Raw genomic sequence first — 14197 nt, 5'->3', positions numbered from 1 at the left:
CAGTCCCCCCTTCGCCGCAAAAAATTTCGGCGTTCGATGATTGGAGAGGACTTTAATGCGGCCACTTCCGCGCGCAAGCGAAACAGGCGTTCGTCTTTTGGCGATGGGGTGAGCGCACCGCTCGCGAAAGCCTGACAAATCCGCGCTTGCGGCAAATGTTCGGAATGGCTGTGCAGGATTTCAGGGATGATGAAGGCAAGTTAGGGCCAGCCCATCCAGGCTCCGAGCAACCTGATGTCGTCACAGCCGGGCGTCCGGCCACCCACGCCGCGGCGCGAAATGATCGACCTTGTTCCTTGCGGGTCGGCGTGGATGCCCGGCACAAGGCCGGGCATGACGTCCGTGAAACAGGGACGGCGCCGGAGCGCCGCCGCCAGGGAGAACGCCCTATTCCGCCAGTTTCTCGGCTTCGGGCGCGCCCTTGCCCTTCTTCTGGGCCTTCTTCGCCTCGATCTCCTTGTCGGGGCGCGGCAGAACCGGGCCGTCGGGATAGACGAAGGCCAGTTCCGCATCGACTCCCTCGCCGGAGACCACGACCCGCACGGTGCCGCCGTGCTTCAGCCGGCCGAACAACACCTCGTCGGCGAGCGGCGTCTTGATGTGGGTCTGGATGACGCGCGCCATCGGGCGGGCGCCCATGGCTTCGTCATAGCCGCGCTCCACCAGCCACGACCGCGCATCGTCGGAGAGTTCGATCTGCACATGGCGGTCGGCGAGTTGCGCCTCCAGTTGCATCACGAACTTGTCGACGACCTTGGCGATGACCTCGTTCGGCAGGCGGCCGAACGGAACCACCGCGTCGAGACGGTTGCGGAATTCCGGCGCGAACATGCGGTTGATCGCATCCACGTCTTCGCCCTCGCGCTTGGAGCGGGTGAAGCCGAAGGCGGCTTTCGCCATTTCCGCCGCGCCGGCGTTCGTCGTCATGATCAGGATCACGTTTCTAAAACTGATCGACTTGCCGTTGTGGTCGGTGAGCTTGCCGTGGTCCATCACCTGCAACAGGATGTTGTAGAGATCCGGATGGGCCTTTTCGATTTCGTCGAGCAGCAGCACGCTGTGAGGATGCTGGTCGATGGCGTCGGTGAGCAAGCCGCCCTGTTCGAAGCCGACATAGCCGGGAGGCGCTCCGAGCAGGCGCGAAACCGTGTGCCGCTCCATATATTCCGACATGTCGAAGCGGACCATTTCGACGCCCAAAGCCTTGGCGAGTTGATTCGCCACTTCCGTCTTGCCGACGCCGGTCGGGCCGGAGAACAGATAGGAGCCGATCGGCTTTTCGCCGTCGCGCAGGCCGGCGCGGGCCAGTTTGATCGCCGAAGTGAGCGCCTTGATCGCGGCGTCCTGGCCATAGACGACGCGGGAAAGGGTCTGCTCCAAATTCTGCAGAACCTCGGCGTCGTCCTTCGACACGGTTTTCGGCGGAATCCTCGCCATGGTGGCGACGGTGGCCTCGATCTCCTTGACGCCGATGATGCGCTTGCGCTTGGGCTCGGCGATCAGCATTTGCGAGGCCCCGGTCTCATCGATCACGTCGATCGCCTTGTCCGGCAGTTTTCTGTCATGGATGTAGCGGGCCGACAGCTCCACCGCCGCCTTGATGGCGTCATTGGTGTAGCGCAGCTTGTGGAATTCCTCGAAGTAAGGCTTGAGCCCCTTCAGAATCTCGATCGTGTCGGGCACGGTCGGCTCGTTCACGTCGATCTTCTGGAAGCGGCGGACCAAAGCCCGGTCCTTCTCGAAATATTGGCGGAATTCCTTGTAGGTGGTCGAGCCGATGCAGCGCAGGCCGCCCTGAGCCAGCGCAGGCTTCAGCAGGTTGGACGCGTCCATCGAGCCGCCGGAGGTGGCGCCGGCGCCGATCACCGTATGGATTTCGTCGATGAACAGAATCGCCTTCTTGTGCTGCTCGATTTCCTTCATCACCTGCTTCAGGCGTTCCTCGAAATCGCCGCGATAGCGGGTGCCGGCGAGCAGCGCGCCCATGTCGAGCGCATAGACGGTCGCGCCATGCAGCACTTCAGGCGTCTCGCCCTTGACGATTTTGCGCGCCAAACCCTCGGCGATGGCGGTCTTGCCGACGCCGGGATCGCCCACGAGCAGCGGGTTGTTCTTGTGCCGGCGGCACAGAACCTGGATGGCGCGCAAAACCTCGGATTCACGGCCGATCAGCGGATCAATGCGGCCGTCGCGCGCCTTGGCGTTGAGGTTGATGCAATAGGCCTCGAGCGCGGTTTCCTTCTTCTTGTCGTGGTCCTTGGAGGAGGACTCGCTGGCGCGCTCGGCCTTTTCCTCTTCCTCGACGCCGCGCGGCGTCTTCGACGTGTCGTTCATGCCCGGCCGCTTGGCGATGCCGTGGCTGATGTAATTGACGGCGTCGTAGCGGGTCATGTCCTGCTCTTGCAGGAAATAGGCGGCGTGGCTCTCGCGCTCGGCGAAGATCGCGACCAGCACATTGGCGCCCGTGACTTCCTCCCGCCCGGAGGATTGCACATGGATGACGGCGCGCTGGATCACCCGCTGGAAGCCGGAGGTCGGCTTGGGGTCTTCATGCAGTTCGGTGGCGAGATTCGCCAGTTCGTGCTCGATATAGGCCACCAGGCTCTTGCGCAGCACGTCGAGATCGACCGAGCAGGCGCGCATCACCGCCGCCGCGTCGGAATCGTCGAGCAGGCTCAGCAGCAAATGTTCGAGGGTCGCATATTCGTGCCGGCGCTCGGAAGCGGCCGCCAGGGCGCGATGAAGAGTCTGTTCGAGATTGCGCGAGAAGGACGGCATTAGATGGACCTCACTTCTTTTCCATGACGCATTGCAGCGGATGCTGGTGTTTGCGCGCGTGATCCATCACCTGCGTCACCTTGGTGTCGGCGACCTCATAGGTATAGATTCCGCATTCCCCAACGCCATTTGTATGGACTTGCCACATGATCCTCTCGGCGTCTTCGAGGGTCTTGTGGAAGAAAGTGCAGAGCACGCCGACAACGAATTCCATCGGCGTGTAGTCGTCGTTCAGAAGCAGAACCCGATACATCGAGGGTCGTTGCGTCTGGGTCTTGGTTCGGGTGATGACCGCCGTCCCGGAGCCGGGGCCGTCGCCCGCATTCTTCTTGCCGCCCTTGCCTGCGGTTGGACCAAACCGGCCTGCGGTTGGCCCAAACCGGCCGCCTGCGCCCATGAGCGCGTCAGGCCTTGAACGGGTCGTCAGAACAGTCACGGGATCCTCTCTCCAACACTCGGCGCCGGCATTTCGTTTCCTGACCAGCGCCGTCAGACCCTTGCGAGGATAACGGCGCGAGCGGCGCTGCCGTTTCACCCCTCAAGTTCAATTTATGCGCCGCTTCCCGTCCCCGCCAGAGGGCCGAGACAATTTTGGCGAAACCCGCTTCCCCCTTTCAAATCACCCGTCCAACCATCCTGTAGCCTATGTCTTGCTCGAAGCAGGTGGCAACGCCGATCATTGGGCGGGCGTGAAGCAAAACGCGGGCGTTTGCTCAAAATCTGGGCGCCATCAGGCTAGAGCGCGTTCGGTGAACCCCGTTCACCGAGCGCGCTCTCGTTCTTTGGTTTGACGCATTTTCTTCACGCGAACCGGCATCCACTTCGCTCGAAAATGCTGTAAGCGGCGAAAGGGGCGAAACACGGACCGGCCCCGGCAAACAGCGCCAAGCAAAAACGCAAAACGCCTAGGGCAAACCGCCAAAGGCAAAACGCAAACGCCCGGCTCGGCGTCGGGCCGAACCGGGCGTTCACAGATCAGACCGCCCGGACGGGCGGATGAAACTTACGCGGCGACGGAGGACTGAACCTTGGACCAGGCGGCTTCGACCGGCTTCCAGGCTTCCTTGGCGACGTTGGAATAGAGCTCGCCGAGCTTGGTGGTCTGGGCGACGAAGCCTTCATAGGAGGCCTTGGCGTATTCCTGCTGCAGGGCGACGGCGTCTTCGAACTTGGTCACGCCGAGCAGCTTCTCGACAAAGGCGGAGCCGTGCTCGAGGGACTTCTTGGCGTAGTCGGTGCTTTCCGCGGCGATGGCCTGGAGCTGCTTGGAAACTTCCACAGCGGAAGCCTGGATCGCGTCGATCTGTTCCTTGCTGACCTTCTGGTAGTCTTCGAAGTTGATAGCCATTGTAGCACCTATGATTTTGCCGCTGGGCGGCTTGAGGAATTCCGTGAGAACGTTTTCTCCGGTTCTCAGGCATTACCTTTATATGCAGCGCACAAAATTGTCAATGATTCGTTGTGCGGTGCACCATAAACTTTCGTTAACCCTCTGTTCAGCAACCCGCTTAACGGGGGAGTAACCGCATTGGGTCTAATTTGAACAAAGTTTCGTCGGCGCCACAGCAGACGAATGTGTCAGTTCACCCTTCGGGATTGGTGTATGTTCCAGAGCTTCCTCGGCGGTCCGCGTCGACTCCGCGCGACCCTCTCCGGCTTCGTCATCGCCCTCGTCGCCGCCGCCTCCCTCACCTCCCCCGCTGAAGCCCGCCGCCATCATCATCACGGCGCTCATCGCGTCCACGCCAATCTGCATGGCCATCACGCCCGCCACGCGCGGCCCGCCATGGCCGGGACCGCGACCGCCGCGATCGCGGTCGACGGCGCCACCGGCCATGTGATCTGGGGCATGAACGAACATGCGCCGCGCCATCCCGCCTCCGTCACCAAGGTGATGACGCTTTACCTGCTGTTCGAGCAATTGCAGGCCGGCAAGATGTCGCTCGACGACGAGATTCCGATTTCCGCCCATGCGGCGGCGCAGGCGCCGTCGAAGCTCGGCCTGCCCCCCGGCAAGACCATCCGGGTCGAAGACGCCATCAAGGTGATCGTCACCAAATCGGCCAATGACATCGCCGTCGCCGTCGCCGAGGCGGTCGGCGGCACCGAGTCGGATTTCGCCGAGATGATGACGCGCAAGGCGCATTCACTGGGCATGACCCGCACGCTCTACCGCAACGCCTCGGGCCTGCCCAACAACGAGCAGATCACCACCGCCTATGATCTCGCCATTCTCGGCCGCGACATCCAGGCGCGCTTTCCCCGCTACTACCGCTATTTCTCGCTGCACGAAGTCTCCTGGCGTGGCCAGCGCATCCACAACCACAACCATCTGATGGATCGCGTCGAGGGCATGGACGGCATCAAGACCGGCTATACCGCCGCCTCCGGCTTCAACCTGCTCAGCTCGGTCAAGCGCGACGGCCATTATCTGATTTCCGTGGTGATGGGCGGCAAGAGCGCCCCCTCCCGCGACGCCTATATGGAGCGCCTGATCGAGGCGCATATCGACGACGCCGGCGGACGCGGCGCCGTCCAGACCGCCAGCGCCGATTCGGATGACGATTCCGCGCAGGCGCAACCCGCGCCCGAGCCCCGCCGCGTCGCCGAGCCCAAGCCGGAGCCGAAACCCGAACCCAAAGCGGAGCCCAAGCCGGAGCCCAAGCCTATCGCCGCCGAGCCGCCGCGGCTGCAACTCGCCGCCGTGATCCCGGACCCGCGTCCCCGCCCCGCCTATGTCGCGGCGACGCCGCAGCCGCCGCAGCGCCCCGAGGAGCGCCCCGCCGCCCGTCCCGCGCAGGACGGCTCGACGCGAAAAGCCCAGGACGGCGCCGGCGCCGCCACCCCCGGCGGCATGCGCTGGATCACCGGCGCGGCCCCCAAGCCCAAGCTGGAGACCCGCGTCGAGATCAAGCCGACCCCCAAGCCGCCGGAAAAGGACGAGGGCGTCAGCGACAAGGGCAAGGACAAGATCGCCTCCGCCAAACCCGCCGTCTCCGGCTGGATCCTGCAGATCGGCGCGACCGACGACGCCGACAAGGCGGAAGCCCTGATCAAGAGCGCCCGGGAAAAGCGCGCCGCGCTGCTCGGCGGCGCCAAGGGCTATACCGAGGCGGTCCACAAGGGTCGCGAGACCCTCTACCGCGCCCGCTTCGCCGGGCTGGAGGAATCGCGCGCCGAGGCAGCGTGCAAGGCGTTGAAAAGTTCGGGTTTTTCCTGCTTCGCGACGCGCAACTGAGGCGCGCCGGAGCAGTTAAAGGTTGGTTCGAGTTGTCGCGTAGATGAGTGGGAGGGTCGTCACCCGTGACGCCGCAAGAGTCTGTCCTTGGCCTGATTGAGCCTGGCCGCGTCATCCGTCGTCCCCCCGTGGTCGGGATGACGTTCCTTCATGAGCGTCCGGTGCGCGCGCACGATCTCGTCCGCGCTCGCCCCCCATCGAAGTCCGAGCGTCTCATACGCTTCCTGCTCGCTCATTTCGCCGGCGCGGCGGAGGCCGCCTCCCCGCCCCGCGTCCGCGTCGTCCTGCGCTGTCACGCGCCATCCGGGAAAGCGGCGGTCGAAATAAGCCTCTAGCGCCATCAGCGCCGCGGGACTTTCGCCGCGACACTGGGCGTAGAGCGCGAGGCATTGCGCCTTCGACAGTTCCGACAGTTTCGAGCCGGCGAAGGGCCCGGAGCGCACCGCGCCGTCGCGCACGCCGAAATCGTCGAACTCCATGTCGACGGCGGGGCCGCGCTTGCCGGCGAAGATCGAGGAAAAGTTCCGGCCCAGGGCGGCCAGCGCCACGCCGGCCAGCGCCAGCGCCGCGGCGAGCTGGCCGCGCGCCAGCATCAGCGCCGCGGCGAACAAAGCGATGCCCGCCACGCCCTGGCGCATCATCGCGGCGACGCGCGCCGGCGGCGCCCGGCCGAGTTCACGCAAACCGAGCACGATCAGAATCAGGACGAGCAGTCCAAGCAGAAAGAAAATCGTCGCCTCCCCACATTCCAGGCGCAACCGCAGGTATTGGAGCGAAACATAGGCGGTCTTCCCCAGAGGCGCCAGGGTTGGCATTTCGGGATAGGCGCGAGGCGCGCGAGAGCATTTTCGAGCGAAGTGGATGCCGGTTCGCGTGAAGAAAATGCGTCAAAACTAAGAACTGGAGTGAGTTCGGTGAACAGGAGTTCACCGAACGCGCTCCAAAGGCTAGAACGCGCTCATGCCCCTGCACCTGCTCAAACTCTGCGTCGGAATCGAGTCGGTCGACGAACTGCGCCGCTGGACGCTGTTGCGCGCCCAAAAAAGTCCGGGCGCCGTCCACGCCCATGTCACGCGCATGCGCCCGAGCCGGGACAAGGAGGTTTTGGATGGCGGCTCGCTCTATTGGGTGATCAAGGGCCAGATCTCCGTCCGGCAAAAGCTGATCGGCCTTGAGGATTTCGTCGATTCCGCCGGCGTGCGCCGCTGCGCCCTGCAATTGGACGATGAGATCGTCGCGGTCGCTCCCCGGCCCTGCCGCGCTTTTCAGGGCTGGCGCTATCTGAAAGCCGAGGACGCCCCGCCCGATTTGACGAGTGCGGGCGCGGACATGCCGGAGGCATTGCGGCGCGAATTGAGCGCCCTGGGGCTGCTGTAGGTCCGGGCGCGGGCGCGTCTTTATACTTTCCTTATGCCCGGCGACCGCCTTCCGCATCGACGTCTTACGCCGGCCGGCGCCAAGGTCCGCGCGAACGAGAGCCCAAGGCCTCGCCAGGATTTTCCATGTCGCAAGACGCCGCGCAGCCTTCCGCCCCCCTTCCCCAGACCGAGGCCCACCCCGCCCCAGAGCAGCAAAAATTCTGGACGATGATGCTGGGCTCGATGGGCGTGGTCTATGGCGACATCGGCACCAGCCCTCTTTATGCGCTCAAAACCGCGCTCGACCATATGAAGGCCGATGGCGTCGTCGAATCCGAGGTGATCGGCGTCGTCTCGCTGCTGATCTGGGCTTTGTTCATCACCGTCACGCTCAAATATGTGTTCTTCCTGATGTGGGCGGACAACAAGGGCGAGGGCGGCACGCTGTCGCTGATGGCGCTGGCGCGCAAATCCTTCGGCGGACATTCAAAAATCATTTTTCTGCTCGGCGTCGCCGGCGCCGCCTTGTTCGCCGGCGATGCGGTGATCACCCCGGCCATATCGGTTTTGTCGGCGGTCGAGGGGTTGAATACGGCCTCTCCCGCCTTCCAGCCCTATGTGCTGCCGATTTCCGTCGTCATCCTGGTCTCGCTGTTTGTGGTGCAGAGCGGCGGCACGGCGCGGGTCGCCGCCTTTTTCGGCCCGGTCATGGTGGTGTTCTTTTCCCTGCTCGCCGCCATGGGCGTCGCGCATATCGCCGACGCGCCGCGCATCCTGACCGCCTTCGATCCGCGCCTGGGCTTAAGCTTCCTATTCGGCCACGGCGCCGCCGGCTTCGTCACGCTGGGCCTGGTGTTTCTGGCCGTCACCGGCGCGGAGGCGCTATACGCCGATATGGGCCATTTCGGCAGAAAACCGATCCAGATCGCCTGGCTGGTGTTCGTGCTGCCGGCGCTGATCTGCAATTATCTGGGCCAGGGCGCGCTGGTGCTCAGGGACCCCGAGGCGGTGAAGGACCCGTTCTACCTGATGGCGCCGGAATGGTCGTTGATCCCCTTCGTCGTGCTGGCCACCGTCGCCACCATCATCGCCTCCCAGGCGGTGATCACCGGCGCTTTCTCTCTGTCGCGGCAGGCGATCCAGCTCGGGCTGCTGCCGCGTCTGGAGATCCAGCACACATCCGCCAGCACCGAGGGGCAGATCTATGTGCCGCGCGTGAACAAGACGCTGCTGATTGGCGTGCTGATGCTGGTCTTTATGTTCCGCACCTCCGACAATCTCGCCAACGCCTATGGCATCGCCGTGACCGGCACGATGATGGTCACCACCAGCCTCGCCTTTTTCGTGGTGTGGAAATTGTGGCGCTGGCCGCTCTGGCTCGCCCTTCCGGTGATCGGCTTCTTTCTCACCGTCGACCTCGCCTTTATGGCGGCCAATCTGATCAAGGTTTTGGAGGGCGGCTGGGTGCCGCTGAGCATGGGCGCGCTGGCCATGGTGGTGATGTGGACCTGGGTGCGCGGCACGGACCTGCTGGCGAAAAAGATGCAGCGCGACTCCATTCCGACCGCCGACCTGATCCGCATGCTGGAAAAATCCAGGCCGCAGCGGGTGGCGGGAACGGCGGTGTTCCTGACCGGCGATCCCAATGTCGCCCCCTCCGCGCTGATGCACAATCTCAAGCACAATAAGGTGGTGCATGAGCGGGTGGTGGTGATGAACATCGTCACCGAGCCCATGCCGCGCGTGCCCGAAGCCAATCGCTTCGAGATCGAACGGCTATCGGACGACTTTTTGCGGGTGACGCTGCATTTCGGCTTCATGGAGAGCCCGCGCGTCCCCGCCGCCATGGCGCTGATGCGCAAGGCCGGCTTCAAGTTCGACATCATGACGACGTCGTTCTTCCTGGGGAAACGCACGCTCAAGACCTCGCCGGTCTCGGGCATGCCGCAGTGGCAGGACAGGCTTTTTGTGACCCTGTCGAAACAATCGGCCAATGCGACCGACTTTTTCTCGATTCCCTCGGATCGGGTGGTGGAGCTGGGCGCCCAGGTGACGATTTGAAGCGGCGGCGGCGCAGGCGCCGCTCCCTCGCACCGCTTGCGGCACGGCTGTCCGGGGAAACAATCTTGGTTGGTTTCCCAGCGCGATTTCAACCCAAGAACGTCATGCCCGGGCTTGTCCCGGGCATCCACGCCGGCCCGCGGGGGAAAACCTCCGGCAGTTCGCATTGCGGCGCCGCGTGGATGGCCGGGACGACGCCCGGCCATGACGACATAGAGTTGCATCTCAATGCGGACATTCGCGTATCTGTGGAACCGACAATTTCCCCGGACTGCCGTGCGCTTATGGCTTTAGGCGGCAGCCACGGAAAATTCCTCACCGCCGCCGATAAATCGTCTCGGCGATGCCTCCAAAGGCCTCGTTGACGTTTTCGCCCGATTTGGCGCTGGTGACCATGATCTGCTCCTCCGGCAATCCGAGACGGTCGACGCCACAGAGGTTCGGCCGAACGATGTCCGCCTTGTTCACCAATCCCAGAACCGGCCGCCCCGGTATGGCCTCGCTGAACCCGGCCGCCAAAGTGAACATTTTTTCGATCGTGGCCGGGCGCGAGGCGTCGGCGACCACCAGCGCGCCCGAGGCGCCGGCGAGATAGACCGACTTGAAAATGTGCTGGCCGAAATCGCCGTCGGTGTCCCACAACAGCAGCTTGGCCCAGATGTCCTCGGGCCGGCCCACGAGTTTCAGTTCGTGGGTGAGAATGTCGACCCCGATCGTCGTCTTGTAATCGCCGTCGAATTTTCCGAACACCAGCCGCCGCGCCAGCGAGGTTTTACCCACCCCGATGTCGCCGAGCAGCATGACTTTTGCCGAAAAATTCATCGCGGCGCGCCTTCAAGCAGCTCGAAGGCGACGCGGCGGTTGCCGACGCGCTCGGCGCCGCCGTCATCCAGGAGCGGATGCTGGTCGCCGCGCCCCACCGCCACAAGCTTGGCCGGCGACACGCCGGCCTCGACCAGCAGTTTGACCACCGCCGTCGCGCGCGCCAGCGACAAGGCGTGGTTCTTGGCGGCGATTCCGGTCGAATCGGTGTAGCCGACCACGCGCAGCCCGAGCCCCGAGGTTTTCAACGCTTCGGCCAGCGCCGCCAAAGTCTGCCGCGCCTTGTCCGGCTCCTTCAACGTGACCTCGTCGGTGAAGTTAATTGCACTCGACGCCGCCAGACGCGCCAACACCGCCGCCGGCGCGGCGTCGCGGGCCTCGCGCTCGGCCCGCCAGCTCTTCAGCTCGGCGAGCCCGGCCTCAAGCGCGGCGATTTGCGCATCCAGCCTGGCGAACCGCGGTTCTGAAGAGACCACGGGCGGGGGCGGCGCGGGCGCGTCGAGCCGGACCACGCCCATCTCGACGGCGTAAGGCGCGGCCGCCGGCGCCAAAACCCGCGCCAGCGCGTCAAGATCGGTGTCCGCCGGCGCCAGCCCGCGCAAAACAACCCTTTTGGCGCCGTGGTCGACAGTGAGCGTCACCGGCCATGACGCGAGTTTTTGCGCGGCTTGCGCCTGGACAAAAGCGGCGTCGATGCGGCGCTCGCGGATCGCGTCGCGCGCTGGGACATAAAGCGCGCCAAAAAACGCCGCCGCGAAAAACCCCGCCAGGACCCAGCGCGAGGCGCGCGAGCGCTTCGCTTGCGGCTTTTGCGAAAAAGATTGCGCCACGCGCGCGAGCGCGCTTTCGTCGAGCGGCGCGCCGCCGTCGATCAGGTCGAACAGCGCGGCATCCATGCGCCGCTTGTCGGCGCCGTCGGGCGCGCCGGAAAATTCAGCCGCGACCACCATGCGGGCGGAGGCCCGCAGCAGCACATGGCTCGCCCCCATGTCGAGTTCGCGCAGCTCGCCATGCTCCCGAGCAAAGGCCTGGGCGGAAAACTGGCTGATGGCGGCGATCAGCCCGCTGACCAGCGCCACCGATTCATCCGCCTGCCCGTCGGCGCGCCAGCTCCCCAGGAACTGGCCGGTGTCGCGCTCCAGCGCCAGCAGCCGGATCAGGCGCGGCCGACCCGCGGCCTCCAGCACCACCTCGCTGAGCGGGCGGCGCGTGAGCAAGGCGCGAATCCGCAGCCGCCACAGCTCGGTGGACAGCAGCGCGTCGATGCGCTGCTCCAGGCTTTCCGCCAGATCGCGAAACGCATTGGCGACGGCGGCTGTGACCAGCCGGCCGGTGATCGGATAGAGCGCGTCGACCATCATGTCGCGCGAATTGATGATCTCGCTGCGAATGGCCGCCACCACCAGCGGCGCGATCGCCGCCGACAGCTCGCGATGGCCTGAGACCTCGGCCTTGCGCAAGGCGCCGGCGATCACCTGCGCGGTCGAGGCCTCGAAACGCGCGTCGTCGCCGATCTTCTGCGCGAAGGCGTCGCACTGGCTTTGCAGCGCCTCGATCTTCACCTGTTCCGGCTTGAACAGCAGCTGTTTCAGCCGGCCGAGATCGGCGCCCGACCCAAGAGGGGCGTTCAAGTCAGCGCGACCTCGACACGGTCGAGAAATTGCGCAGCGAATAGCCGATCGCCGCGCCAATGCCCTGCCCGCGCTTCAGCTTTTCCACCTCGGCGCTCAGACGGTCCATCCGTTCGAACTCCTTGGCCAAAGCCTCGACCCGGCCCTCGGCGGCGCGCGCCTCCGCACCCACGGCCGCAAACCGCGCTTCGGCATATCCCTTGTCGGCGACGATTTCCGCGCGGGCGTCGTCGAGCAGGTCTTCGAGTTTCTTGAACCTGACATCCGTGGCGCGCTTTTCCTGAAGCACGGCGCTCAAGCCCTGCCCCACCCGCGTGTCCAGCTGGTCCATCCATTTCTCGAACTGGGCGAACTGATTGTCGACCTGGGCGAATCGGCCGTCCACCTGGGCGACCCGGCTGAAGCGCGCATCGAGCTCCGCCTGCCGGGCGTTGAGCTCGGCCTGGCGCGCATCGAGCTCGGCCTGGCGCGCGTCGAGCTGCGCGTGGCGCTGGTCGAGCTGCGCATGTTTGGCGTCGAGTTTGGCCAGGCTGGCGTCGAGCTTGGCGAGTTTTTCGTCGAGACGATCCAGTCTGGCGTCCATATGCTGGATTTTCTCGTCGGAAGCGCGTTTGTCCGCGCCGAACAGCATTTCCCGCACGTCGTCAATCGTTTCGGGTGTAACGGCCGGCGCCGCGTTCGTATTCACGTCCGTCATGGTTCAATTCCCGGGCAATGCGCGAACAAGATCGCGCGCGAGGCCCCATTTAGGCCGGCTTCGCCTTGCGTCGCAAGTTTTGGGCGCGGCCGTTTCGAAGTCGCGCCCATTTATTTTCCGCAAGCCAACATTCAGCGCGGGAAGAAATGATCCTTGTGCGTGGCCGTGGTCGCGCCGGTCTCATCCTTCACCGTGAACAGCACATCGACGGACTTATCCGGGACCGACCCCGCCGGCGCCATGACGGAGACGCGCAATTCCAGCGTCTGGTCCGGCCCGACCGTCGCGGTCCGGCCGGCCTTGTCGTCGATGATCTGCAGCTGCAGGTTCGGGCTGCCCTCCACCGACAGCTCGACCTTGCGGTCGTTGGGCTGCTTGTTGAGCACGCGCACCGTATAGCCGTTGCGCACCGCGCCGTCGGACATGGTGACCGCGAGCGGGTTGCGATCATGGAGCACGTTGACGAACAGGTCGGAGCGGGTGCCGAGCTTGAGCGCCATCACGCCGGCCACCAGCAGGATGATCACCGGATAAACCAGCGTGCGCGCGCGGATCAATTTGTAGACGGGCGGCAGCCCCTCGTCGCGGCGGGCGATGTTGATGTCGGTGTCATAGGCGACGAGATTGCCGGGCCGGCCGATTTCCTTCATCACGATGTTGCAGGCGTCGATGCACAGGCCGCACTGGATGCAGCCGAGCTGCGAGCCGTTGCGGATGTCGACGCCGGTCGGACAGACCGCGACGCATTGGTGGCAATCGATGCAATCGCCGGCCTTTTCGCCGCGCTCATGCGCGGCCTGCGCCTTTTTCACCGACATGCGCGGCTCGCCGCGGGTGCGCTCATAGGAGACGTTGAGCGCCCATTCGTCGGTCATCGCCGCCTGGATGCGCGGCCACGGGCACATGAACACGCAGACCTGCTCGCGCATATGGCCGGCGAAGACATAAGTGGTGAAGGTGAGAATGCCGATCCAGATATAGGCGACGCCCGGCGCCGCGCCGGTGACCAGCTCTTTCAGCAGGGTCGGCGCGTCGGCGAAATAGAGGACGAAGGCGCCGCCGGTGAACAAAGCGATCAGCAGCCACAGCACGTGTTTGGTGACAAGCTCGCGCACGCGCGAAAACGTCAGCCCCTTCTTGTCCTTCATGATGCGTTCGCGGCGGTCGCCCTCCACAAAACGCTCCACGGCGAAGAACAGGTCGGTCCACACCGTCTGCCAGCACAGATAGCCGCACCAGACGCGCCCCGCGAGCGCGTTCAGCAGGAACAGGGTCATGGCCGCGATGACGAGCAGGCCGGTGAAATAATAGACCTCTTGGGGCCAGATCTCGATGAAGAAGAAGTAGAAGCGCCGCGCCGGCATGTCGATGAGCACGGCCTGATCAGGCAGGTTCGGCCCGCGGTCCCAGCGCAGGAACGGCATCAGGTAATAGACCGCCAGGGTGAAGGCCATCAGCCTCCATTTGATGCGGCGAAACGTCCCGTGGGTCGCCTGCGGATAGACCTTTTTGTGGACCTCGTAGAGCGGGCCCGTGATGATGGTGTCGTCGTCCATCGCAATGTCCTGACGTTTCGACGCGCGAAGTCAGCGCGGGATAGCGCGGAAGTCCG

Annotated in this window: 11 protein-coding genes; 3 read left to right on the top strand and 8 right to left on the bottom strand. The window is 64.6% G+C overall.

From position 1 onward, the window contains the following. Positions 1-387: 387 nt before the first annotated feature. The 3 genes from clpA to M2320_RS03660 all read right to left on the bottom strand — a co-directional run bounded on the left by clpA (position 388) and on the right by M2320_RS03660 (position 4126). A complete protein-coding gene (clpA, locus tag M2320_RS03670) occupies positions 388-2778 on the bottom strand; it encodes an ATP-dependent Clp protease ATP-binding subunit ClpA (protein ID WP_184427898.1) in 2391 nt (796 codons plus the stop codon). A gap of 10 nt (positions 2779-2788) precedes the next feature. Further along, a complete protein-coding gene (gene clpS / locus M2320_RS03665; protein WP_184428036.1) occupies positions 2789-3175 on the bottom strand; it encodes an ATP-dependent Clp protease adapter ClpS in 387 nt (128 codons plus the stop codon). 606 nt (positions 3176-3781) lie between these two features. Beyond that, complete coding sequence (locus M2320_RS03660) at positions 3782-4126, bottom strand: phasin family protein (protein ID WP_184427897.1); 345 nt, start codon at positions 4124-4126, stop codon at positions 3782-3784. A gap of 255 nt (positions 4127-4381) precedes the next feature. Between M2320_RS03660 and M2320_RS03655 the strand changes: the two genes are divergently transcribed. Then, positions 4382-6016 carry a serine hydrolase gene (locus M2320_RS03655; RefSeq protein WP_264596112.1) on the top strand — a complete coding sequence of 545 codons (1635 nt, stop codon included), beginning with the start codon at positions 4382-4384 and terminating at the stop codon, positions 6014-6016. Between the two features lie 59 nt (positions 6017-6075). Here the strand turns inward: M2320_RS03655 and M2320_RS03650 are convergent, their stop codons facing one another. After that, positions 6076-6831: a molecular chaperone DnaJ gene (locus M2320_RS03650; RefSeq protein WP_264596111.1), complete on the bottom strand. Its 756-nt coding sequence runs from the start codon at positions 6829-6831 to the stop codon at positions 6076-6078. A 145-nt stretch (positions 6832-6976) separates the two neighbouring features. On the opposite strand from M2320_RS03650, the gene M2320_RS03645 reads away from it, so the two are divergent. Together M2320_RS03645 and M2320_RS03640 are read left to right on the top strand one after the other, a co-directional pair. Then, on the top strand, positions 6977-7393 hold the full coding sequence (locus M2320_RS03645; RefSeq protein WP_264596110.1) for a DUF1489 family protein: 417 nt from the start codon (positions 6977-6979) through the stop codon (positions 7391-7393). Positions 7394-7518: 125 nt separating this feature from the next. After that, entirely contained in the window at positions 7519-9435 is a 1917-nt protein-coding gene (locus M2320_RS03640) for a potassium transporter Kup (protein WP_264596109.1), read from the top strand. Positions 9436-9750: 315 nt separating this feature from the next. Here the strand turns inward: M2320_RS03640 and M2320_RS03635 are convergent, their stop codons facing one another. The 4 genes from M2320_RS03635 to ccoG all read right to left on the bottom strand — a co-directional run bounded on the left by M2320_RS03635 (position 9751) and on the right by ccoG (position 14141). Further along, positions 9751-10257 carry a Rab family GTPase gene (locus M2320_RS03635; RefSeq protein ID WP_264596108.1) on the bottom strand — a complete coding sequence of 169 codons (507 nt, stop codon included), beginning with the start codon at positions 10255-10257 and terminating at the stop codon, positions 9751-9753. Further along, entirely contained in the window at positions 10254-11888 is a 1635-nt protein-coding gene (locus M2320_RS03630; RefSeq protein WP_264596107.1) for an OmpA family protein, read from the bottom strand. The genes M2320_RS03635 and M2320_RS03630 overlap by 4 nt, the downstream gene beginning before the upstream one ends. 1 nt (position 11889) lies before the next feature. Continuing rightward, the gene (locus tag M2320_RS03625; RefSeq protein ID WP_264596106.1) at positions 11890-12585 is read right to left on the bottom strand and encodes a hypothetical protein; all 696 of its coding nucleotides are present in this window, start codon (positions 12583-12585) and stop codon (positions 11890-11892) included. 131 nt (positions 12586-12716) lie between these two features. Beyond that, positions 12717-14141, bottom strand: coding sequence for a cytochrome c oxidase accessory protein CcoG (gene ccoG / locus M2320_RS03620; protein ID WP_264596105.1), 1425 nt, complete (start codon positions 14139-14141; stop codon positions 12717-12719). Between the last annotated feature and the right edge of the window lie 56 nt (positions 14142-14197).

Origin of the sequence: Rhodoblastus acidophilus, assembly GCF_025961575.1 — a bacterium.
GTDB classification, from domain to species: domain Bacteria; phylum Pseudomonadota; class Alphaproteobacteria; order Rhizobiales; family Beijerinckiaceae; genus Rhodoblastus; species Rhodoblastus acidophilus_C.
Note: the sequence above shows the minus strand (reverse complement) of the source record. Positions and strands in the feature narration are given on the sequence as shown.

Bases quoted from the DNA above. Each gene is read 5' to 3' on its own strand.
- M2320_RS03635 (WP_264596108.1), bottom strand. From the start codon at position 10,257: ATGAATTTTTCGGCAAAAGTCATGCTGCTCGGCGACATCGGGGTGGGT.
- M2320_RS03660 (WP_184427897.1), bottom strand. From the start codon at position 4,126: ATGGCTATCAACTTCGAAGACTACCAGAAGGTCAGCAAGGAACAGATC.
- M2320_RS03645 (WP_264596110.1), top strand. From the start codon at position 6,977: ATGCCCCTGCACCTGCTCAAACTCTGCGTCGGAATCGAGTCGGTCGAC.
- M2320_RS03650 (WP_264596111.1), bottom strand. From the start codon at position 6,831: ATGCCAACCCTGGCGCCTCTGGGGAAGACCGCCTATGTTTCGCTCCAA.
- clpA (WP_184427898.1), bottom strand. From the start codon at position 2,778: ATGCCGTCCTTCTCGCGCAATCTCGAACAGACTCTTCATCGCGCCCTG.
- ccoG (WP_264596105.1), bottom strand. From the start codon at position 14,141: ATGGACGACGACACCATCATCACGGGCCCGCTCTACGAGGTCCACAAA.
- clpS (WP_184428036.1), bottom strand. From the start codon at position 3,175: ATGGGCGCAGGCGGCCGGTTTGGGCCAACCGCAGGCCGGTTTGGTCCA.
- M2320_RS03625 (WP_264596106.1), bottom strand. From the start codon at position 12,585: ATGACGGACGTGAATACGAACGCGGCGCCGGCCGTTACACCCGAAACG.
- M2320_RS03640 (WP_264596109.1), top strand. From the start codon at position 7,519: ATGTCGCAAGACGCCGCGCAGCCTTCCGCCCCCCTTCCCCAGACCGAG.
- M2320_RS03655 (WP_264596112.1), top strand. From the start codon at position 4,382: ATGTTCCAGAGCTTCCTCGGCGGTCCGCGTCGACTCCGCGCGACCCTC.